Raw genomic sequence first — 20,056 nt, forward strand, 5'->3', positions numbered from 1 at the left:
GGCTGCCAGACTGACCCGGTGCCTGAGCTGCCCGAGGTCGAGAGCGCCCGACAGGTCCTGGAGCGTGCGCTGCACCGGCGCATCACCGAGGTCGACGACACCGACACCTACGTCTGCCGCCCGCACGTCCCCGGCGAGATCGCGGCCGCCCTGCGCGGCGGCGAGCTCGTCGCCGCCCACCGCGTGGGCAAGTCGCTGTGGTGCGAGACCACGACCGCCGACGGCGACGCCGGCCCTCGGCTGGGCATCCACCTGGGCATGAGCGGGCGCATCTACGTGCTCGACCCGGAGGGCCCGCACGTCTCCGGCGGCCGCTACGGCGGCGGGGAGCCGTTCCTGGTCGCTGGCGACAACGACAAGCCGGTGTGGACCCGCTTCCGGATGACCTTCGCCGACGGCGGCGAGCTGACCCTGTTCGACAAGCGCCGCCTGGGCCGGGTGCGCCTGGAGCCGGACATCCACCTGCTGGGGCCGGACGCCCAGCAGATCGGCCGGGAAGAGCTGCGCGAGCGGGTGGGCGCCAGCCTGGCCCCGATCAAGGCGCGGCTCATGGACCAGACGGTGGTCGCGGGCATCGGCAACCTGCTCGCCGACGAGGTGCTGTGGCAGGCGATGATCCGGCCCAGCCGACCGGCCAGGGACGTGACCGCGCCCGAGCTGGACCGGCTGTGGGAGGCCCTGGGCCGGGCCATCGAGTCCGCCATCGCGATGGGCGGGGTGCACACCGGTGAGGTGGTCGCCGCGCGGAAGCGGGACGGCACCTGTCCGCGCTGCGGGGCGCCGATGGAACGGGCCACCGTGGGCGGGCGCACCACCTACTGGTGCTCGCGCGAGCAGGCCTAGCCGGGCTCGGCTCAGGTGGCCGCAGCCGCCGCCACGCCCAGCCGCTCGGCCAGCGCCATGGCGTCGAACGGGGCGTGCACCTTGACGTCGTTGTCGAAGTAGACGAACACGTCGGCCTGCTCGGCCCAGCGCCGGATCTTGCGCGCCCACGCCTGCAGGGCCTCGTCGGTGTAGCCGCTGGTGTAGAGCTCCTCGGCGCCGTGCAGGCGCACGTAGACCACGTCGGCGGTCACCGTCTCCAGCAGCGGCCACTTGCCCGCGGTGTCCGCCACCACCAGGCCCACCTGGTGCTCCTGCAGCAGCGCAGGCAGCTCGGGGGTGGTGAAGCTGTCGTGGCGCACCTCCAGCACGTGGCGCATCGGCCGGTCCTGGCTGGGCGTGGTCCAGCTGCGGCCGTCCATCCGCTCGTCGTGCCGCTGGGCCAGCTCGGCGGCGGCGAAGGTGGTGCGGGGCAGCAGGGCGAAGAACTCCGCGAGGCGATCGGCGTGGTAGCCGAGGTTGGGGGGCAGCTGCCACAGCAGCGGGCCGAGCTTGTCCTCCAGCGCCAGCACCCCCGAGGCGAGGAAGTTCGCCACCGGGGTCTGCACGTCGCGCAGCTTCTTCATGTGCGTGACGAAGCGCGGCCCCTTGACCGAGAAGACGAAGTCGTCGGGAGTCTCGGCGTACCACTGCTGGTAGCTGGTGGGTCGCTGCAGCGAGTAGAAGGACCCGTTGATCTCGATGGTGCGCAGCTTGCTGGCCGCGTAGGACAGCTCGCGGCGCTGGACCAGCCCCTCGGGGTAGAACACCTTGCGCCACGGCGGGTAGCGCCACCCGGAGATCCCCACCCGTACCTGGTGCGCCGCCTCACTCACCGGGGTTGAGCGCCCGAGTGATGAAGTCGGTGACGTCGGCCAGCACCTCGTCGCGGTTGGTCTCGTTGAAGATCTCGTGCCGGGCACCGCGGTAGACCAGTGCCTCGAAGCGGGTGCCGCGCAACACCTCCACCCCGGACCGGGTGGCCGCCAGCGGTACCAGCTGGTCGTCCTCGCCGTGCAGCCACAGGGTGGGCAGCCTGCCGAGGTCGGGGCCGTCGTTGACGGCGGTGAGGGCGGTGGCGAGGGCCTCCAGCGTCGGCCGCTTGAAGGGTCCGTGCCACACCAGCGGGTCCTCGGTGTAGGCAGCTCCGACGGCGGGGTCGCGGGAGAGGGTGGTGACGTCCAGCGGCTCGTCCGGGATCTCCGCCAGCCCGAGCAGGTGCTCCACGGTGGGCCAGCTGCCGAGGACCGGTCCGGACAGCACGAGCGCGGCCAGGGAGTGCCCGTAGCGCTGGGCGTACCGCGCGGCGATCAACCCTCCCATGGAGTGGCCGACGAGCACGGTGGGCAGGCCGGGGTTGTCCTCGCCGGTCTGGCGCACCAGCTGGTCGAGGTCGGCCACCACGGACTCGAAGTCGGTGATCACCGCCCGCTCGCCGCCGCTGAGGCCGTGGCCCTGGTGGTCCAGCCCGGCGACCACCGCGCCGTGGGCCACCAGCGCGTCGGCCACGTGCTCGTACCGCCCCACGTGCTCGCCGTAGCCGTGGGCGAGCACCGCGACGTAGGTGGCGTCGGGGTTGGGCCAGGTGCGGGTGGCGAGACTCTGGGTGCTTCCTCGTACCTCGCCCGTGCGCGCGTCAGCCATGCCCGTCTTTCTACCGCAGGTCGCCCTGCAGTGCGGCGACGAACGCGGGGTGCGGATCCTGCACCAGCACCGCGGAGGTGTCGCGGGTGCAGGTGGTGCCGGTGAGCGTGGCCAGGCTGCCCCGGGAGAACGGCAGCACCGACAGCAGCACCAGGGCAGCACCACCCAGGAGCGGGGCCATCAGCCACCCGACGGGCTCGCCCAGCGCCAGCCGGAGCACCACCACCGCGAGCAGCAGCACCACCCCGAGGCCGAGCACCGCCCGGGTCAGCGCGCTCCACCTGCGGCGGGTGCGGGCGCAGTCCGCGCACAGCGGCCACCCGGCCAGCTGCACGTAGGTGGCAGCGCCCATCCGGCCGGCGAGGTCACCCAAGCGGGCCAGCGGCATCCATCGCGGCGAGGCCGGCAGGTCAGGGAGCTCTCCGGGCGCCGGCAGCCACTTCGCGGCCAGGTCCACCCGCCGCGCCGCCGGCGCCCCGTGGCGCGAGCACACCGGGAGCTGCGTCGCGTCCAGCCGTGGCGGCCCCTCAGCGGGGACGGCCACGGGAACCTTCAGCTCAGTCATGACGAATCATCTTGCCGCAGGAACCCTTTCGGGGTGGGCAGCGTCAGAATCCCGACCGTCCCCGCGATCGCCCTCTCGAGAGGAGTCCTCATGCCCTTCGCCGTCGTCCCCCAGGACGTGGAGAGCTACGCCACCCAGCTCGACGACCTCGCCAGCCAGGCCCAGCAGGCGGGCACCTACCTGCTCCAGCACGTGTCGCTCACGGCCAACGAGGGCCGCATGTTCGCCACCGTGGTGGCCGCTGCCGACGAGGTGTGCCGCGAGCTGCCGCCCAACTACACGAGCATGGAGCGGCTGAGCGCGGACGCCGCCGTGGAGCTGGACAAGGCGAGCGTGTTCTACGCCAGCACCGACACCGCCACCGCCGCCGACCTCGACTCCCGCTACTGAGCCAGTCCAGTACTGAGCCAGTCCACTTCTCCCCCCTCCAGGAGTGACGATGACCCCCCAACCCGTTGACGAGCTGGTGCCCCCGGTCGCGCACGACCCGGTGCCCGACCTCGTCGAGAAGATTCTCGGCGTCTCCGACTACGTGAGCCCGGCCTACTGGCTCGGCTGGGTGGCCGAGCAAGCCACCGGCACCAACCCCTGGCAGTGGATCGCCGACCAGTACGCCGGCGACTGGCAGGCGGTGCAGAAGGCGGGCAAGGCCCTGGAGAACCTGGGTGAGTTCAACACCGGGTACGGGGTGGCCCTGCGCAACGGGATGAGCACCCTGTCCGGCACCTGGGACGGGAAGGCGGCGGGCTCGGCCAGCACCTACTTCACCACCCTGGGCGACGCGGTCGAGTCGCAGGCGCCGGACCTCAAGGCCATGGGCAACGAGCTCATCACCATGGCCACCGGCATGTACGAGACCGCCAACGCCATCAGCGGGCTCTTCTCCACGCTGCTGGACCTGCTCATCGCCGCCGCCGCCGAGGCCGCCGCCACCGCCGCCACCAGCTGGACCGGCGTGGGCCTGGTGGCCGGCGGCGCGGCTCTCGCGCTCACCCTCGCCAAGGCCACCAGCGTGTGGCGCGCGGTGCTCGACGCGCACTCCGCCGCCTGGATCGCCTGCCAGGGGCTGGTCGGGGTGATGGCCGGCTACCTCGGCGGCCTGCACGACCTGGACGTGCACGCCCTACCGTCCGCCGCCTACGACCACCCGGGAGTCTGACCGTGCCTGTCCCGAAGGAGCGCCTGCTCGACGTGGCCGGCGGCGACCCCGTGCTCTCTCGCCAGCTCACCGAGTCGCTGCGCACGCTGTCGCAGCGCAGCGACGACCGTGACTTCAGCCGCCTGGTCGAGGACGTGCTGGCCGGGCGGCGCACCCTGCGCGAGGCACACACCGACCCCGCCTACGCCCGGGTGATGAACGTGCACGTGCGCGCCTTCGCCCAGCGCTGGGAGGCGCTGACCGACGAGGAGAAGGCCGAGCTGGCGGCCGAGGGCGAGCGGCAGGCCGCCGCAGCCCGGTCCGGCCCGGGTGAGCAGGACGAGGACGACGGACCGGACGGCCCGCTGCTGCGCTCGCCGTTCGACCGCTAGCTAACGGCGGGCCAGCGGCGGGTAGTCGGTGTAGCCCTCCGCGCCGCCGCCGTAGAGCGTCTCCTGCTGCAGCTCGTTGAGCGGCGCCCCCAGGGCCCAGCGCTCCACCAGGTCGGGGTTGGCGATGAACGGCCGGCCCACCGACACCGCGTCGGCCGCCCCGTCGGCGAGCAGCCGCTCCATCTCGTCGCGCTCGCTGAGCACGGCGAAGCCGGTGTTGAGCACCAGCACGCCGCTCCAGGCGTCCCGGATCTTGCTCAGCACCGGGTCGTCGGACTCGATCAGCACGTGCAGGTAGGCCAGGTCCAGCGGCTCGAGCTGGGCCAGCAGCTCGGCGTAGGTGTCCCAGTTGTCGGTCTCGGTGATGCCGTTGGCCGCGTGCCCGGGTGAGATGCGGATGCCCACCTTGTCGGCGCCGATGGCCTCGGCCACCGCGCGCGCCACCTCCACCACCAACCGGGCCCGGTTCTCCGGGCTGCCGCCGTAGGAGTCGGTGCGCAGGTTCTCCCCGTTGGAGAGGAACTCGTGCAGCAGGTAGCCGTTGGCGGCGTGCAGCTCCACCCCGTCCAGGCCGGCGTCCACCGCGCGGGTGCACGCGGCGACGAAGTCCGCCACGATCCCGGGCAGCTCATCGGTCTCCAGCGCCCGCGGGGTCGGGGTGTCCTGCATGCCGGACTTGGTGAACGTCTGCCCCGGAGGGGCGATGGCCGAGGGTGCCACCGACTCGTGGCCGGAGTTGTCCGGGTGCGACATCCGCCCGGCGTGCATCACCTGCACCACAATGGTGCCGCCCTGCTCGTGCACGGCGTCGGCCACCCGCGCCCAGCCGGCCTGCTGGGCGTCGGTGTGCAGGCCCGGAGTGTTGGTGTAACCCTTGCCGCCGGCGGAGGGCTGGGTGCCCTCGGCGATGATCAGTCCGGCGCTCGCGCGCTGGCGGTAGTGCTCCACCTGCAGGTCGGTGGGAACCCCGTCGTCGGTGGCGCGGCTGCGGGTGAGCGGTGCCATGAACAGACGGTTGTTCGCGACCAGGGAGCCGACGGTGATCGGCTGCAGGAGGGGAGAGTCAGATGCGAGAGCGGTCATGGGGGGCACAACCACCGGCCGAGGCCGGGGCTTCCCGATGTGGGTCTTCCCACAAGGGATTTCGGCCGTGACCGCAGTGCAGTGGACCGGGGTGCACTGGCTCTACCCGACCAACCCGGGACGGCGGTGCTGGGTGGGTCGCGACGCCCAGGACGTGCTCGCGCCGGGCAACGTTCGCTCCCGCAAGCGCGTCGGCGAGGACGGCACCGCCACCTGGCTGCTCAGCTCCGGCTACCGCACCATGCGCCCCGGCGACCTGGTGTGGCTCTACGCCGCCGGCCAGCAGGTGCTCTACGCGGTGGCGCGGGTGCTGGACGTGCGCCACGACGAGGCGGAGGGCTCCTGGGTGGCGCAGGTGGCGTGGTGCCACGAGGCGACCGAGGTGCTCGACGCCGACCCCCTGCCACGTGCCTTGTTCGGCCAGGTGCCGCAGAGCGTGCAGCGGGCCAACGCCCGCACCGTCGAGGTGCTGCAGGACTGGCTCAGCTCGGCGGGGCTCTAGCCGGACAGCACCGCGCTGATCGCCTCGCGCACCTCGGGTGCGTCCGGAGTGGTCATCGGGCGGAAGCGGTTGACCACGGTGCCGTCCGGAGCCACCAGGAACTTCTCGAAGTTCCACTGCACGTCGCCGGCCGTGCCGTCGGAGTCCGGCACCGCCGTCAGCGCGGTGTAGATCGGGGCGCGGGAGTCGCCGTTGACGTCGACCTTGTCGGTCATCGGGAAGGTGACGCCGTAGGTGGTGGAGCAGAACGTGTCGATGTCCTCGGCCGAGCCCGGCTCCTGGCCACCGAACTGGTTGCAGGGCATGCCGATGACCGTGAACGCCTCCCCGCCCAGCTCCTGCTGCAGCTGCTCCAGCTGGGTGTACTGCGGGGTGAGGCCGCACTTGCTGGCCACGTTGACCACCAGCGCGGCACGGCCGCCCAGCAGCGCACCGAAGGTGGTCCGCTCGCCCTGCAGAGTGGTGACCGGTTGGTCGAGAAGCTCGCTCACGGTGAAACCTCCTGCATGGTGACCACGGCTGGTGCTGGTGGCGCTGACGCTAGCCGTTGACACCGACGGCCGACGTCGGGAGTCTCGGGTGATGGCTGAGAAGTCCCCGTCCGCGGTGGTGGTCGGCGCAGGGGTGACGGGGTTGACCACCGCCATCTGCCTGGCCGAGGCCGGCTGTGCGGTGCAGGTCTGGGCCGCCGAGGCCCCGCAGGACACCACGTCGGCGGTGGCCGGTGCGCTGTGGGGTCCGTCCTTCCAGGAGCCACTGGCCAAGACGCTGCAGTGGACGGAGCAGTCCCTGCGCGACTTCCGCTCGCTCGCCGAGGACGCCCGCACCGGGGTGCGGCTGGCTCCCACGCTGACCGTCGGTGAGCTGCCGCCCAGCGACGAGCTGCCGCCACAGGCCCGGCTGATCCCCGACCTGCGGCCGTGCCCCGCGTCGCAGCTGCCGCGCGGCTTCGGCAGGGGCTACACCGCGACCATGCCGCTGGTGGACATGCCGCGCTACCTCGACTACCTCACCGACCGGCTCGCCGACCTCGGCGGCAGCCTGCAGATCCGGCCCGTGGTGTCGCTGGCGGAGCCGGTGGCGGCGGCGGAGGTGGTGCTCAACTGCTCGGGCCTGGGGGCGCGGGAGCTGGTGGGCGACACCGAGGTCCAGCCCTCGTTCGGCCAGTGGGTGGTGCTCACCAACCCCGGCCTGGACCGGGTGTTCCTGGAGCTCGCCAGCGCCGCGGAGACCACCAGCATCTTCCCGCACTCCGACCGGGTGCTCTGTGGCGGCGTGAGCATTCCCGGCCGCCAGGACCGCACCCCTGACCCGCAGGTGACCGAACGGATCCTGCAGCGCTGCCGCGCGGTGGAGCCCAGGCTGGGCGAGGCCGAGGTGAGCGCGGTGCGCACCGGCCTGCGCCCGGAGCGACCGGCGATCCGGCTGGAGGCGGAGACCATCGGCAGCACCCGGGTGGTGCACAGCTACGGCCACGGCGGCAGCGGGGTCAGCCTGTCCTGGGGCTGCGCCCGTGCCGCCGCGGCGCTGGTGTTCCGGTAGCCGGGGGCTAGAGGTCGGGGAAGGGCATGTCCATGTTGGTCACGGCCAGTCCGCCGTCCACCGCCAGCACCTGACCGGTGATGTAGGACGACGCCGGGCTGGCGAGGTAGAGCACCGCGGCGGCGATGTCCTCGACGGTGCCGATGCGCTGCAGCGGGGTGGCGTCCTCCAGCGCCTTCTTCATGTCCGGGTCGGCGGCCACCACCTCGAGGGACTCGGTGAGGATCGCCCCCGGCGCCACCGCGTTCACCCGGATCTTTGGGTTGAGCTCGGCGGCCAGCAGCCGCACCGCGTGATCCAGCGCGGCCTTGCCCGAGCCGTAGCCCACGTAGCCCCGGCCCACCACGTGGCCGATGGCGCTGGAGATCATCACGATGCTCGCGGCGTCGGAGCCGAGCAGGTGCGGCACGGCGTTGCGCACCAGGCGAAGCCCCTGGATCACGTTGGTCTCGAAGGACACTGCCAGGGAGCGGTCGCTGGTCTTGAGGAACGGCTTGGGGGTGCTGCCGCCGGTCACGCTGACCACCACGTCCAGGCGGCCCAGGTCGGTGACGGCGCGCTCCACGGCAGCGGCGACGGCGTCGGGGTCGGCGGCGTCAGTGGCCAGCGGCAGCGCGCGACGGCCCAGGGCGCGCACCTGCTCGGCCACCCCGTCGAGCTGGGACTGGGTGCGGGAGAGCAGCACCACGTCGGCGCCGGCCTCGGCCAGGGCCAGCGCGGAACGGGCGCCGATGCCGCGCCCCGCGCCGGAGAGCAGGGCCACGCGGCCGTCCATCCGGAAGCTCGACATCACGGCGTCCATCCGTACCTCCTGCTGATTCTGCGACCTGGTGCAGGCCAGCAGACACCGCGGGGACCGCCGGTGGCCGGCCGCTCCCGGTGAGCGGTATCTGCCGGAGTCCCTGCTCAGCCCCGGTCCAGCCGGGACGCGAGCAGCTGGGCGAGGTGCTGACCGGGCCGGTCGCTGAGGTCGGCCAGCTGGGTGCGGCAGGAGAACCCGTCGGCGAGCACGGTGGTGCTCGCGCCGGCCGCGCGCACGGCGGGCAAGAGCTGCTGCTCGGCGACGGCCACCGACACGTCGTAGTGCCCCTTCTCCATGCCGAAGTCGCCGGCCAGGCCGCAGCAGCCGCCCAGGCGCTGCACCTGCGCACCGGCTCCCTGCAGCAGGGCCGCGTCGGCACCCCACCCCATCACCGCGTGGTGGTGGCAGTGCGGCTGCGCCACCACCTGCTCCCCGGCCAGCGACGGCGGCTGCCAGCCCCGCTCGGTGAGCAGCTCGGCCAGCGTGCGGGTGGCGCCGGCGACCGCCGCGGCCGCCGGCGTGCCGAGCAGCTCGGCAGTCTCCGCGCGCAGCACCCCCGTGCAGGAGGGCTCCATGCCCACCACTGGCACGCCGGCCTGCACCGCCGGCGCCAGCCCGTCCACGGTGCGTCCCAGGATCCGGCGCGCGGCGGTGAGCTGACCGGTGCTGATCCAGGTGAGCCCGCAGCACTGCTGGCGCGGGGTGAGCCGCGGCGCGTAGCCAGCGGCCTGCAGCACCGCCACCGTGGCCTTGCCGACCTCGGGGGCGAAGTAGTTGGTGAAGGTGTCCACGAACAGCACCACCGGGTCGCCGTCGGCGCTGCGCTGCTCGGCGGTGCGGGCGAACCAGGCGCGGAAGGTCTCCGCGGCGAACGCCGGCACGGCGCGGCGCGGGTCGGCACCGGCCGCCGACAGCGCCGCTCGACCGGCGCCGGGCAGGCGCAGCGCGGCGTTGACCACCCGTGGGGCGTGGCTGGCCAGGCGCGCCCACCGCGGCAGCCAGCCCAGCGAGTAGTGCGCCACCGGGCGCAGGCGGCGCCGGTAGCTCTGGTGCAGCACCTCGGCCTTGTAGGCGGCCATGTCCACCCCGGTGGGGCAGTCGGAGGCGCAGCCCTTGCAGGACAGGCAGAGGTCGAGCGCGGAGTGCACCTCGGGGGCGCGCCAACCACCGGTCACCGCGGTGCCGTTGAGCATCTCCTGCAGCACCCGGGCCCGGCCGCGGGTGGAGTGCACCTCCTCGCGGGTGGCCAGGTAGGACGGGCACATCACCCCGCCGGTGGCGGTGTTGTCCGCCCGGCACTTGCCCACCCCGGTGCAGCGGTGCACCGCCTGGCTGAAGTCACCGCCGTCGCCGGCGTAGGCCAGCGCGAGGTCTCGCCGGAGGGTGGGCGCAGACGGGACGCGCAGGTCGGCGTCCAGCGGCACCGGGTCGACGAGGATCCCCGGGTTGAGCAGGTTGTCCGGGTCGAAGGCGTGCTTGACCTGGCTGAACAGCTGCAGCGCGGCGGGTGAGTACATCACCGGCAGCAGCTCGCTGCGGGCGCGGCCGTCGCCGTGCTCGCCGGAGAACGACCCGCCGTAGCCGGCCACCAGCGCCGCGGCAGCCTCCACGAACGCGCGGTACGCCGCCGTGCCGTCGGGGCGGTGCAGCGGCACGTCCACCCGCACGTGCAGGCAGCCGTCGCCGAAGTGTCCGTAGGGCAGCCCGCTCAGGCCCAGCTGCGCCATCAGCGCCTCGAAGTCGCGCAGGTAGTCACCCAGCCGCGCCGGGGGCACCGCCGCGTCCTCCCACCCGGCGTGCGCGGGCAACCCGGCAGGGCTGCGGCCGGACAGGCCCGCGCCATCGGCCCGGATGCGCCACAGCTGGGCGGCCTGCGCGGCGTCGGTGACCACCCGGGCGTCCAGCGCCCCACAGCTGCGGGCCACGGCGTGCGCGGTGTCCAGGGTGGCGCCCAGGGTCTCGCCCACCACCTCCACGAACAGCCACGCCCCGCCGGCCGGCAGCTCGGGCACCGCGAGCGGCCCGCGGCGCTCACGCAGCACGTCCACGATGCGGGAGTCCATCCCCTCGCAGGCAGTGGGGGCGAAGGGCAGCACCGCGGGGACAGCGTCGCCGGCGGCAGCGATGTCGGGGTAGCCCAGCGCCACCAGCACCCGGTGGGCGGGCTCGGCGACCAGGCGCACCGTGGCCTCGGTGACGACGCCCAACGTGCCCTCGCTGCCCACCAGCAGCCGGGCCACGTCAAAGCCGTTCTCCGGCAGCAGGTGCTCCAGCGCGTAGCCGGAGACCTGCCGGGAGAAGGTGCCCAGGTCGGTGCGGATGGTGGCCAGCCCGCCAGCGGTGATCGCCTCCAGCGCGTCCAGGGTGGGCGAGGACGGTCGGGTGCCGATGGCCAGGGTCAGCGCCTCGCCGGTGCCGGTGAGCACCCGCAGGCCGAGCACGTTGTCGGAGGTGCGGCCGTAGCCCAGGGCGCGGGTACCGCAGGCGTTGTTGCCGATCATCCCGCCCAGGGTGCAGCGGGTGGAGCTGGACGGGTCGGGACCGAAGCGCAGCCCGTGCGGCGCCACGACCCGCTGCAGCTCGGCCTGCACCACCCCGGGCTGCACCACCGCGGTGCGGGCCTCGGCGTCCACGTCGAGCACCGCGCCCAGGTGCCGGCTGAAGTCCAGCACCACCCCGGCGCCGACGGCGTTGCCCGCGATCGACGTCCCCGCCCCACGGGCGGTCAGCGGCACCCCCGACTCGCGGCACACCGCCAGCACCGCCGCCACCTCCTCGACGTGCCGGGGCCGCACCACCAGCAGGGGCGGCACCCGGTACAGCGAGGCGTCCGAGGAGTAGGCGGCGCGGGTGGTGCCGTCGTCGAGCACGTCGGAGACGCCGGCACCGCGCAGCGCGGCGGCCAGGGCGGCGGCGTCAGTCATCTGGCTGGGTCAGGCGAGCTGGCGCAGCCGCGGCTCCAGGTCGGCCTTGAACAGGTCGAGGAACCGGCGCTGGTCGTGGCCGGGGGCGTGGAAGACCAGGTGGTTGAGCCCGGCGTCGACGTAGGGCTTGACCTTGGCCACCGCCTCGTCGGGGTCCGACGCCACGATCCAGCGCTTGGCCACCTGTTCGATGGGCAGCTCGTCGGCCGCGCGCTCCATCTCGATGGGGTCGTCGATGGAGTGCTTCTGCTCGGGGGTGAGCGACAGCGGGGCCCAGAAGCGGGTGTTCTCCAGCGCCAGGTCCGGGTCAGTATCGTAGGAGATCTTGATCTCGATCATCTTGTCGATATCGGCGACGTCGCGCTCGACCTTGGCCGCGCCCTCGGCGACGGCGGGCAGCAGCTTGTCGGTGTAGAGCTCCATGCCCTTGCCCGAGGTGCAGATGAAGCCGTCGCCGGCGCGGCCGGCGTAGCGGGCGACCACGGGTCCGCCGGCGGCGACGTACACCGGGACACCGCCGGTGGGGACGTCGTAGATGGAGGCGCCGCGGGTGCGGTAGTACTCGCCGTCGAAGTCGACGCGGTCGCCCAGCCACAGCTCGCGCATGAGGGTGACGGACTCGCGCAGGCGGGCGAAGCGCTCCTTGAACTCCGGCCACTCGCCCTGGTAGCCGGTGGCGATCTCGTTGAGCGCCTCGCCGGTGCCCACGCCGAGGAAGATGCGGTCGGGGTACAGGCAGGCCATGGTGGCGAACATCTGCGCGACCACGGCGGGGTTGTAGCGGAACGTCGGAGTCATCACCGAGGTGCCCAGCTGCAGGCGCTCGGTGCGCTCGCCGACGGCGGTCATCCAGGCGATGGAGAACGGTGCGTGCCCGCCCTCGTGGCGCCACGGCTGGAAGTGGTCACTGACCGTGGCGGAGTCCATGCCGGCGGCCTCGGCCAGCACGCCCAGCTCCACCAGCTCGCGGGGGCCGAACTGCTCGGCCGACGCCTTGTACCCGAGCTTCAGTGGTCGTGACATCAGCAGCACTCCGATCGACGTGGGCTCGCGGTGTCCGAACCGTTGTACCGCTAGTTGACCACTTCCGGCGGGCAGGGGCGGTGGCGGGCATCCCGATGGCCGGGCTGAGGCAGGTGGCTCCTCCCACTCCTCTGGGGGCATTGAGGGCCCTTGTCGCCCTCAGGGACGCCGGACAAGGGCTTAGGGCCCCCAATGCCCACCGGTGGGGGTTCAGCTGGTTAGCTCCGTTGCGTGACAGAGGAATTCGACGACGCGCGGCTTCGGCTCGAGGCCATGGCGTGGCTGGCCGTCAGAACTCACGACGGGCTGAACCCCATCTCCTCCGCCGAGCTGCGTGACTTCACCTTCGACGGCGAGCCCTTCCGCCTGATGGACAACCAGCGCGGCATCCGCAAGCCCCGTCAGCTCACCTCCGCCCTGTCCATCCGGACCGTCTATCGCCCCGAAGGGGTCACCCGGCCGTACGAGGACGCGACCGGCGCTGACGGCCACCTGCGCTACAAGTGGCGTGGCAACGACCCCGCCCACGCCGAGAACCGTGCACTGCGGGAAGCCATGAAGCAGCAGGTGCCACTGATCTGGTTCTTCGGCGTGGGCCCGGCGCTCTACCAGCCGGTCTATCCCGTGTACCTGATTGGCGAGGAGGTCGACCAGCAGCAGTTCGCCATCGCCACCGAGGCCGGCCACGCGCTGCGACCAGACTCTCCAGTGGAAACCGCCGCCGATGCGTTGCTGCGCCGGTACGCGGTGGCCGAGACCAAGCGACGGCTGCACCAGCCGGTGTTTCGCGCCACCGTCATGCGGGCCTACGAGACCCGGTGCGCGGTGTGCGCGCTGCGCCACGGTGAGCTGCTCGATGCCGCCCACATCGTCCCGGACGTCGAGGAGCAGGGTCTTCCGGTCGTCACCAACGGCCTGGCGCTGTGCAAGATCCACCACGCCGCGTACGACACGCAGATTCTCGGCATCCGCCCGGACAACGTGGTCGAGATCCGCACCGACCTGCTCGACGAGGTGGACGGCCCCATGCTGCGCCACGGGCTGGTGGAGCGGCACGGTCAACCGCTCATGGCGGTGCCCACCAAGCGATCCGAGCAACCCAGCCAGAAGCTGCTGGCGATCCGCTACGAGCGGTTCCGCGCCGCGGTCTGAGGGCGTGGTTACCGGGTGGTCACCGCGTCGCCGAGGTGCACCGTGCCGGGCTGCAGGACGGTGGCGTACATGCCCAGCAGCAGGCCCTCGCGGTGGCTCTGCAGCGCGTCGAGGGTGTTGAAGTCGCGGCTGCCGTCAGCGGGGTTCTGCTTGGTCACCACGCAGCGCGGCACCCGGTCTCCCACCGACAGCACCACCTCGCCGATGCGCACCTGCCCGCCGGCCCAGCCCTCCTCCTCGTACGGGGCCAGCCCGTCCAGCTCCAGCAGCATCCGGAAGCGGTCGGCCCACTGCTTCGCCGGGGCGGCCACGTCCGCGCGCAGCTGCTCCATGCTGGCGGTGCCGATCAGCGTCACCGGGTGCACGTCCACCCCCGCGCCGGGCTGGTCCACCTGCACCAGGCGCAGCTCCTTGCCGACGGCCTTGCTGATGGCGGCCGCCACCGGCCCACCCACCACCGTGCCGGCCACCGGGCGGCCGTAGAAGCTGGTCTGCACCCGCTCCGCGGTCAGCTGCACCGGCTCGGTGAGCACGGTGCCGTCGGGCAGCCGCGTGCTGAGCACCGGGCTGTCCGGCCGATCGTCCTGCACGGCACAGTGCACCGTGGCCAGCTGTCCGCACTGCTTGCCGTTGACCAGCCGGCCCTCGGGGTCGATGAAGTGGAACAGCCGGTTGTGGCGACAACCGTGCTCGTCCAGCTGCACCGAGTCGGGGTGCTGCAGTGCGGTGCCCTTCACCGGCGTCACCGAGATCCGGGTGACCGTGGCCATCAGAGCACCACCTCGTCGCCCACCCGGACCACGCCGCCCTGCTCCACCCCGGCGTACACCCCCGCGCAGGCCCACACCCCCAGGCCGGGGATCTCCTTGCGGTGGTGCTTGGCGATGGTGCGCAGCGTGGCCGGGTCGGCCGGCAGGTCGTGCTGGGCGAGGGTGGTCATCACGCAGCGCATGGTCAGCATGGTGACGCCGATGCGGGCGCGCTCGCCGATCGCGACGGTCTGCCCCACCCAGCCGTCCTCGACGAAGCCTGGCGCACCTCCGTCGAGCACCAGGTTGGGCCGGTACCGCCGCACGTCGAAGTCGGCCTCGGGGTTGAGCTCGGCAAGCCGCTGCAGCGTGGCGGTGCTGAGCACGTGCAGCAGGGCCAGGTCGTAGAAGGTGCCCGGCGCCAGCATCCCCAGCGGCATCGTGCTGACCGTCTCACCCGTGGGCTCGGTGCCCGAGGCGGTCGAGGCGATCACCTCCGGCGGCGCCAGGCCGTCGATGTCCGGCCACACCTCCTCGAAGCGCGCGTCGCCCGGGTGCTCGCACACCAGCCGCACCGGTCGGCCCACCGCCGCCGACAGCGCCTCGTCCACGCCGGGGTCGTCGCTGCGCAGCACGCTGCCGTCGGCGAAGGTGATCTCCACCGGCGGCGGCACCTCGCCGGAGTGCGGCTCGGCCACGAAGCGCGCCCGCATCTGCAGCAGCGCGGCCCACTTGCGGGGGTTCTTGCCGCTGGCCACGGTGCCGTCCTCGGCGTCGAGCAGGGCGTAGGCACGGTCGCCCACCACTCCGCGGTCACCGATGACGCAGCTGTCGAGGTCTTCCCCGAGCATCGACTTCACCGGGAAGCGGTGCAGCGAGGCAACGGTCGTCGTGGGGGTGCTCATCAGGCTTCTCCTTGCGCGGCGCAGTCACCTCCCACCTTGACACGCCACCCCGACGAACACGCGCTTCTCATGACTCTCCGTAGCGATTTCGCGTGTCGCTCCTGCTTTTCGGACGCTACGGGGCCGACACCGTCGCCTTGGCCCACCGGTAGTCGGCCTTGCCGCTGGGCGAGCGGGGGATCTGCGGCACCACCACGATGGACCGCGGGATCTTGTACCCGGCCACCAGCGTGCGGCAGTGCTCGACGAGCTGGTCCAGGTCGGTGTCCTCGGCGCCCTCGCGCAGCTGCACCACGGCCGCCACCCGCTCGCCGAACCGCTCGTCGGGTGCACCGGCGACCAGCGCATCCATCACCGCGGGGTGGTTCTTCAGCGCCTCCTCCACCTCCTCGGGAAACACCTTCTCCCCACCGGTGTTGATGCAGCCCGACCCACGGCCCAGCAGCACGATGGTGCCGTCGGCCTCCATCCGGCCCATGTCGCCCATGACGGCCATCCGCACGCCGTCGACCACGGGGAAGGTGTCCGCAGTCTTCTGCGGGTCGTTGTAGTAGGCGACGGGAACGTGACCGGTGCGGGCGATCCGACCGATGGTGTCCGTGCCCGGCTCGATGGGCTTGAGGTCGTCGTCCAGCAGCAGCATGTTGTCGTTGCGCCGGATGCGCATGGTGCCGTCGTCGCCGATCTCCACCGTGCCGTGGCTGCCGGTCTCGGACGCCCCGAACGCGTCGCGGACCACCAGCCCGGGCACCAGCTGGGCGAGCTGGTCCTTGGTGGTGCGGGAGAACAGCGCACCACCGGACCCGAACGCGCGCAGCGAGCTGAGGTCGAACTGGCCGGGGTGGGCGGCGATGGCGTCGGCGATGGGCCGGGCGATGGCGTCGCCCACCACGGTCACCACCACCACGTTCTCCCGCTCGATCAGCCGCAGCGCCTCCACCGGGTCGAAGCTGGTCATCAGCACGCGGGGTGCGGCCATCAGGAAGCCGGTGAGCACCGAGTAGACCGCCGCGCCGTGCATCAGCGGCGGGGTCAGCAGCGCCACCCGCGGGTGGGTGTTGGCCACCGCAGCGGCCACCACCTGCTCCACCGTGTCGTGCGGCACCCCGTCGATGTTCGCCCCGGACAGCGCCGCGTAGTAGAAGTCCTTGTGCGGCCACACCACACCCTTGGGCATGCCGGTGGTGCCACCGGTGTAGATGATGAAGTGGTCGTCCTCGCTGCGCGGGGCGAAGTCGCGGGCGTCGGACTGCGCCGCCACGCTCGAGGCGTAGTCGTCCACCCGCACGGCGCCCCAGGTGGTGTCCGCGGCCTCGTCGCCGACCACCACCACCGTCTCCACCGTGGGGCACTCCGGCAGCGCGCTGGCCACCGTGGCGGTGAACTCGCCCTGCACCACCAGCACCTTGGTGTCGGAGTTGTTGTAGAGGTACACCAGCTCGGCGTCGGTGTAGCGGAAGTTCACGTTGATGGCCACGGCGCGGATCTTCAGGCAGGCCAGCAGCGTCTCGACGTACTCGATGCTGTTGCGCATGTGGATGGCCACGTGGTCGCCGGGCTGCACGCCCACCGACTGCAGGTAGTGCGCCAGCTTGTTGGCCCGCAGCTCCAGCTCGCGGTAGGTCAGCCGGTCCTCACCGCAGATCACCGGGACCCGGTCGGGGATGGCGTCGGTGACGGCTTCGAGCAGGTCGGCGAGGTTGAGCGACATGGACGAACCTTCCGGAAGGGGTGAGCGGAGCTCGGGCGGAGCGCAGGGGCGCAGCACTACAGGGGCGGGTGGCGGTCAGCCCACGGCTGGGCCTGCTCCAGCTGGGCGGCCAGGCGCACCAGCACGTCCTCGCGCCCGTAGGCACCGGCCAGCTGCACCCCGACGGGCAGGCCGCCCGCGGTCCAGTGCAGCGGCAGCGAGATGGCCGGCTGGCCGGTGATGTTGAGCTGCGGGGTGTACTGCAGCAGCTGCACCGTGCGCTCGAGGCGCTGCTCCGGGTGGGTGAGCCAGCCGATCTCCGGCGGGACACCGTTGAGCACCGGGCTGAGCAGCACGTCGAAGCCGTCCTCGGCCCACCAGGTGGCCATCCGGCGCTGGTAGCGGTTGATCCACCGAGTGGTGGCCAGCAGCTGCGCGGCGGTGATCGCCCGGCCACCGGTGACGCTGCCCGCGGTGACCGGCTCCAGCAGGGTGTCCACCGAGGTGCCCAGCACCTCCGCCCACCGGTCGGCCTCGGCCGCCATCGAGCTGGAGACGACGGCTCCGTAGTGCGCCCACAGGTCGGTGTCGCCCATCGCCGCCGGGTGCGACACCTCGACGTGGTGGCCCAGCTCGGCCAGCAGCTTCGCGGTGGCGTTCACCGCGGCCGCGGCGTCGGGGTCGGCGGACGCCCCGGCCATCGCGGGGTGGTCGAGCACGCCGATGCGCAGCCGGCCCGGGTCGGCGCCCACCTCCGCAGCGAGGGGACGGGCCAGCGGCGGCGCCGGGTACGGATCACCCGGCTCGGCGCCGGACATCACGTCCAGCAGCGCGGCGGTGTCGCGGACCGTGCGGCTGAGCACGCCGTGGGCGGACAGCCCCATCCAGCCCTCCCCGGCGTCGGGGGCCATGCTCACTCGCGCGCGGGTGGGCTTGAGTCCGACCAGGCCGCACTCGCTGGCCGGGATCCGGATGGAGCCGCCACCGTCGCTGCCGTGCGCCACCGGCACCATGCCCGCTGCGACCACCGCCGCCGCCCCGCCGGAGGAGCCGCCCGTGGAGCGGGCGGTGTCCCAGGGGTTGCGGGTGGGTCCGGTGGCGAGCGGCTCGGTGGTGATGGCGCCGGCGAGCTCCGGGGTGGTGGTCTTGCCCAGGATGACGAACCCGGCGCGCTTCAGCCGGGCGACGAAGGCGCTGTCGTGGTCGCTGCGCCAGTCCCGCTCCCGCAGGAAGCTGGTGCCGGCGTAGAGCGGGTCACCGGTGGAGTGCGCGGCGATGTCCTTGAGGAGCAGGGGAACGCCGCGGAACGGGCCGTCGGGCAGGTCGGCGGAGGCCTCCGCGCGGGCCCGCTCGAAGCGCTCGGAGACCACCGCGTTCACCTGCGGGTCGAGGCGCTCGATGCGCTCGATGGCGGCGTCCACCAGCTCCAGCGGGGTGAGCTCCCCGGCGGCCACCAGCTGAGCCTGGCCGTGGGCGTCGGTCCAGCGCGGGGCGTCGGTCATCGGGTCCTCCCGGACAGCACGGGGTGCACTCCTGGCGCGCCCCTGGGTGATGGCCAGCAGTAGAACCCGCAGCCGAGCCACAGCGGGGTGTGATCCCGAACACTGAGACAGGTGAGTGGGGCGGCGCTGGCACCGGCGCCGCCCCACTCACCTGCGCGATCAGCCTTGCGGCTTGATCACGTCGGGGGTGAGGAAGGTGGTCGCGATGCGCTCGGCGTTGAGCTTGGTGCCCCAGGCCGCCTCGGGGACCTTGCCCAGGTAGGTGTCCTTGCACTCGAACTCACCCAGCTTGGCGGGCACCACCTGCTTCCAGGACGCCCCGTCGAGCTTGAGCAGCACGCCGCACTTGGTGGGGATGTTGGCCCCCGGGTCGGTGGGCGCGTTGAGCCCGCCGGCGGTCCACTCGTGCACGGTGGCGAGCTTGTTGATCACGCACTGCCGGGTGAGGTCGGAGCCACACTCCTTGGCGGCGTTGGCCCAGAGCAAGAACGACGAGGTGGCCTGCATGCTGAGCAGGGACGGGTCGGCGCTGCCGGCCTTCATGATGTCCAGGTAGTCCTGCACCGCGGGTACGGCCGAGGCGTTCTCCAGGGGCTGGAAGGCGCTGGGTGCGTGGAGGTTGTCCGCGATCCCGCCGTTGGCGCCGTTCCACTTGGCGAACTCGGTGGTGTAGCCGTTGGCCACCATCATGTAGTCGGTCTGCACTCCGGCCTGCTTCATCGCGGTGAGGAAGTTGAAGACCGGGACGTCCGGGCTGGTGGCGACCCAGACCATCTTCGCGCCGCAGTCCTTGAACTTCTGCGCGAACGGCGCGTAGTTGGCCTCGCCCTGCATGTTCACCGTGACGCCGCAGTCGATGACGTTGAAGCCGGCGTCCTTGATCAGCGGCAGGCTCTTGGTGACGTTGGTGGCCGCCGCCGGGTTGTTGGAGTTCATCACCGAGAACGCGCCCTTGGTCTCGGGCTTGAGCGCGGCGAGCTGGTTGTAGATCGCGGCCGGGTTGAGGTCCACCGGGTTGGGCAGCGCCTGGTACATCATCGGGGCGTTGGCGAAGTTGGCCCCGACGGCGAAGGCGGGCACCGCAGGGAGCGTGCAGCCGATGCGGGTCTGCTCCGCGCCGTCGTCGCCGGCGAAGCCCTCCCCGACGAGCATGAAGTCGCTCTTGCACGCCTGCTGCATCACCGTGTTGACCTTGGTGATCGCCGCGTCGTAGTTGGTGCCCTTGATCTGGCGGCCGTTGATGCCGCCCTGGTCGTTGCACCACTTGATCATCGCGGTGACGCCGTCGCCGACGTCCTTGTTCAGCCCGGGGCTGCCGGCGAAGCCGCGGTCGTCGCCGTAGCCGATGCTGATGGCGCTGTCGGTCACGCCCTGGTCGGTGGAGCCCTTGGCGTCACCGTTGCCGCACGGCGAGTCCATGGTGCCGAACTTGGTGGCCGCGCCTGCGGACGCGCTGGCGCTGGGGGCCGCGCCCGCTGAGTCCTCGGCGCGGTCGCTGCTACACCCCGCGACGGCGATCAAGAGTGCGAAACCAGCTGCCCCCAGCTTGATGGTGGATCTGTGCACAGCGTCTCCCCCGGTC

General features: G+C 72.5%; 20 protein-coding genes. 7 read left to right on the top strand and 13 right to left on the bottom strand.

From position 1 onward, the window contains the following. Positions 1–18: 18 nt before the first annotated feature. The gene (locus AC3YNX_RS03700) at positions 19–843 is read left to right on the top strand and encodes an Fpg/Nei family DNA glycosylase (RefSeq protein ID WP_489982174.1); all 825 of its coding nucleotides are present in this window, start codon (positions 19–21) and stop codon (positions 841–843) included. 11 nt (positions 844–854) lie between these two features. On the opposite strand, the gene AC3YNX_RS03705 is transcribed toward AC3YNX_RS03700, so the two are convergent. From AC3YNX_RS03705 to AC3YNX_RS03715, 3 genes are read right to left on the bottom strand one after another with little or no spacing between them, the layout of a single operon-like run. After that, on the bottom strand, positions 855–1,697 hold the full coding sequence (locus tag AC3YNX_RS03705; protein WP_489994635.1) for a DUF72 domain-containing protein: 843 nt from the start codon (positions 1,695–1,697) through the stop codon (positions 855–857). Next, positions 1,690–2,505, bottom strand: a complete 816-nt coding sequence (locus AC3YNX_RS03710; protein ID WP_489994636.1) for an alpha/beta hydrolase — start codon at positions 2,503–2,505, stop codon at positions 1,690–1,692. Before AC3YNX_RS03710 ends, AC3YNX_RS03705 begins: the two co-directional genes overlap by 8 nt. A 10-nt stretch (positions 2,506–2,515) precedes the next feature. Beyond that, complete coding sequence (locus AC3YNX_RS03715) at positions 2,516–3,070, bottom strand: hypothetical protein (protein WP_489994637.1); 555 nt, start codon at positions 3,068–3,070, stop codon at positions 2,516–2,518. Positions 3,071–3,160: 90 nt separating this feature from the next. Between AC3YNX_RS03715 and AC3YNX_RS03720 the strand changes: the two genes are divergently transcribed. Genes AC3YNX_RS03720 through AC3YNX_RS03730 form a run of 3 tightly spaced genes read left to right on the top strand, consistent with a single transcriptional unit; the run spans position 3,161 to position 4,600 of the window. Continuing rightward, complete coding sequence (locus tag AC3YNX_RS03720; RefSeq protein WP_164860683.1) at positions 3,161–3,460, top strand: type VII secretion target; 300 nt, start codon at positions 3,161–3,163, stop codon at positions 3,458–3,460. Positions 3,461–3,509: 49 nt separating this feature from the next. Continuing rightward, a complete protein-coding gene (locus AC3YNX_RS03725; RefSeq protein WP_489982177.1) occupies positions 3,510–4,229 on the top strand; it encodes a hypothetical protein in 720 nt (239 codons plus the stop codon). Between the two features lie 2 nt (positions 4,230–4,231). Continuing rightward, entirely contained in the window at positions 4,232–4,600 is a 369-nt protein-coding gene (locus tag AC3YNX_RS03730) for a hypothetical protein (protein WP_489994638.1), read from the top strand. Here the strand turns inward: AC3YNX_RS03730 and AC3YNX_RS03735 are convergent, their stop codons facing one another. Then, entirely contained in the window at positions 4,601–5,683 is a 1,083-nt protein-coding gene (locus tag AC3YNX_RS03735; protein ID WP_127784375.1) for an alkene reductase, read from the bottom strand. Between the two features lie 67 nt (positions 5,684–5,750). Here AC3YNX_RS03735 and AC3YNX_RS03740 point away from each other — a divergent pair, with 67 nt between their 5' ends. Further along, on the top strand, positions 5,751–6,185 hold the full coding sequence (locus AC3YNX_RS03740) for a hypothetical protein (RefSeq protein ID WP_489994639.1): 435 nt from the start codon (positions 5,751–5,753) through the stop codon (positions 6,183–6,185). On the opposite strand, the gene AC3YNX_RS03745 is transcribed toward AC3YNX_RS03740, so the two are convergent. Continuing rightward, a complete protein-coding gene (locus AC3YNX_RS03745) occupies positions 6,182–6,676 on the bottom strand; it encodes a glutathione peroxidase (protein WP_489994640.1) in 495 nt (164 codons plus the stop codon). The genes AC3YNX_RS03740 and AC3YNX_RS03745 overlap by 4 nt on opposite strands. Before the next feature lie 91 nt (positions 6,677–6,767). Here AC3YNX_RS03745 and AC3YNX_RS03750 point away from each other — a divergent pair, with 91 nt between their 5' ends. Then, a complete protein-coding gene (locus tag AC3YNX_RS03750) occupies positions 6,768–7,727 on the top strand; it encodes an FAD-dependent oxidoreductase (protein ID WP_489994641.1) in 960 nt (319 codons plus the stop codon). A gap of 7 nt (positions 7,728–7,734) precedes the next feature. Here the strand turns inward: AC3YNX_RS03750 and AC3YNX_RS03755 are convergent, their stop codons facing one another. The 3 genes from AC3YNX_RS03755 to fgd all read right to left on the bottom strand — a co-directional run bounded on the left by AC3YNX_RS03755 (position 7,735) and on the right by fgd (position 12,476). Beyond that, positions 7,735–8,529, bottom strand: a complete 795-nt coding sequence (locus AC3YNX_RS03755; protein ID WP_489994642.1) for an SDR family oxidoreductase — start codon at positions 8,527–8,529, stop codon at positions 7,735–7,737. 104 nt (positions 8,530–8,633) lie between these two features. Continuing rightward, the gene (locus AC3YNX_RS03760) at positions 8,634–11,453 is read right to left on the bottom strand and encodes an FAD-binding and (Fe-S)-binding domain-containing protein (RefSeq protein ID WP_489994643.1); all 2,820 of its coding nucleotides are present in this window, start codon (positions 11,451–11,453) and stop codon (positions 8,634–8,636) included. A 9-nt stretch (positions 11,454–11,462) separates the two neighbouring features. Then, positions 11,463–12,476 (bottom strand): glucose-6-phosphate dehydrogenase (coenzyme-F420), encoded by a 1,014-nt coding sequence (gene fgd / locus AC3YNX_RS03765; protein ID WP_489994644.1) that lies wholly within the window; start codon positions 12,474–12,476, stop codon positions 11,463–11,465. 231 nt (positions 12,477–12,707) lie between these two features. Between fgd and AC3YNX_RS03770 the strand changes: the two genes are divergently transcribed. Beyond that, positions 12,708–13,628: an HNH endonuclease gene (locus tag AC3YNX_RS03770; protein WP_489994645.1), complete on the top strand. Its 921-nt coding sequence runs from the start codon at positions 12,708–12,710 to the stop codon at positions 13,626–13,628. An 8-nt stretch (positions 13,629–13,636) separates the two neighbouring features. Here the strand turns inward: AC3YNX_RS03770 and AC3YNX_RS03775 are convergent, their stop codons facing one another. From AC3YNX_RS03775 to AC3YNX_RS03795, 5 genes are all read right to left on the bottom strand, one after another. Continuing rightward, positions 13,637–14,398 carry an MOSC domain-containing protein gene (locus AC3YNX_RS03775; protein WP_489994646.1) on the bottom strand — a complete coding sequence of 254 codons (762 nt, stop codon included), beginning with the start codon at positions 14,396–14,398 and terminating at the stop codon, positions 13,637–13,639. Further along, the gene (locus tag AC3YNX_RS03780; protein WP_489994647.1) at positions 14,398–15,282 is read right to left on the bottom strand and encodes an MOSC domain-containing protein; all 885 of its coding nucleotides are present in this window, start codon (positions 15,280–15,282) and stop codon (positions 14,398–14,400) included. Before AC3YNX_RS03780 ends, AC3YNX_RS03775 begins: the two co-directional genes overlap by 1 nt. Positions 15,283–15,397: 115 nt before the next feature. After that, positions 15,398–16,993 carry an acyl-CoA synthetase gene (locus AC3YNX_RS03785; RefSeq protein ID WP_489994648.1) on the bottom strand — a complete coding sequence of 532 codons (1,596 nt, stop codon included), beginning with the start codon at positions 16,991–16,993 and terminating at the stop codon, positions 15,398–15,400. A 56-nt stretch (positions 16,994–17,049) separates the two neighbouring features. After that, entirely contained in the window at positions 17,050–18,474 is a 1,425-nt protein-coding gene (locus tag AC3YNX_RS03790; RefSeq protein WP_489994649.1) for an amidase, read from the bottom strand. A 159-nt stretch (positions 18,475–18,633) separates the two neighbouring features. After that, entirely contained in the window at positions 18,634–20,040 is a 1,407-nt protein-coding gene (locus AC3YNX_RS03795; protein WP_489994650.1) for an ABC transporter substrate-binding protein, read from the bottom strand. Between the last annotated feature and the right edge of the window lie 16 nt (positions 20,041–20,056).

The sequence above is a fragment of the Rhodococcus sp. Z13_19A genome (assembly GCF_058133575.1).

Excerpts from the sequence above, each read along its gene's own strand:
- AC3YNX_RS03760 (WP_489994643.1), bottom strand. The coding sequence starts at position 11,453 with ATGACTGACGCCGCCGCCCTGGCCGCCGCGCTGCGCGGTGCCGGCGTC.
- AC3YNX_RS03720 (WP_164860683.1), top strand. The coding sequence starts at position 3,161 with ATGCCCTTCGCCGTCGTCCCCCAGGACGTGGAGAGCTACGCCACCCAG.
- AC3YNX_RS03790 (WP_489994649.1), bottom strand. The coding sequence starts at position 18,474 with ATGACCGACGCCCCGCGCTGGACCGACGCCCACGGCCAGGCTCAGCTG.
- AC3YNX_RS03715 (WP_489994637.1), bottom strand. The coding sequence starts at position 3,070 with ATGACTGAGCTGAAGGTTCCCGTGGCCGTCCCCGCTGAGGGGCCGCCA.
- AC3YNX_RS03735 (WP_127784375.1), bottom strand. The coding sequence starts at position 5,683 with ATGACCGCTCTCGCATCTGACTCTCCCCTCCTGCAGCCGATCACCGTC.
- fgd (WP_489994644.1), bottom strand. The coding sequence starts at position 12,476 with ATGTCACGACCACTGAAGCTCGGGTACAAGGCGTCGGCCGAGCAGTTC.
- AC3YNX_RS03725 (WP_489982177.1), top strand. The coding sequence starts at position 3,510 with ATGACCCCCCAACCCGTTGACGAGCTGGTGCCCCCGGTCGCGCACGAC.
- AC3YNX_RS03710 (WP_489994636.1), bottom strand. The coding sequence starts at position 2,505 with ATGGCTGACGCGCGCACGGGCGAGGTACGAGGAAGCACCCAGAGTCTC.
- AC3YNX_RS03780 (WP_489994647.1), bottom strand. The coding sequence starts at position 15,282 with ATGAGCACCCCCACGACGACCGTTGCCTCGCTGCACCGCTTCCCGGTG.
- AC3YNX_RS03755 (WP_489994642.1), bottom strand. The coding sequence starts at position 8,529 with ATGGACGCCGTGATGTCGAGCTTCCGGATGGACGGCCGCGTGGCCCTG.
- AC3YNX_RS03785 (WP_489994648.1), bottom strand. The coding sequence starts at position 16,993 with ATGTCGCTCAACCTCGCCGACCTGCTCGAAGCCGTCACCGACGCCATC.
- AC3YNX_RS03750 (WP_489994641.1), top strand. The coding sequence starts at position 6,768 with ATGGCTGAGAAGTCCCCGTCCGCGGTGGTGGTCGGCGCAGGGGTGACG.
- AC3YNX_RS03775 (WP_489994646.1), bottom strand. The coding sequence starts at position 14,398 with ATGGCCACGGTCACCCGGATCTCGGTGACGCCGGTGAAGGGCACCGCA.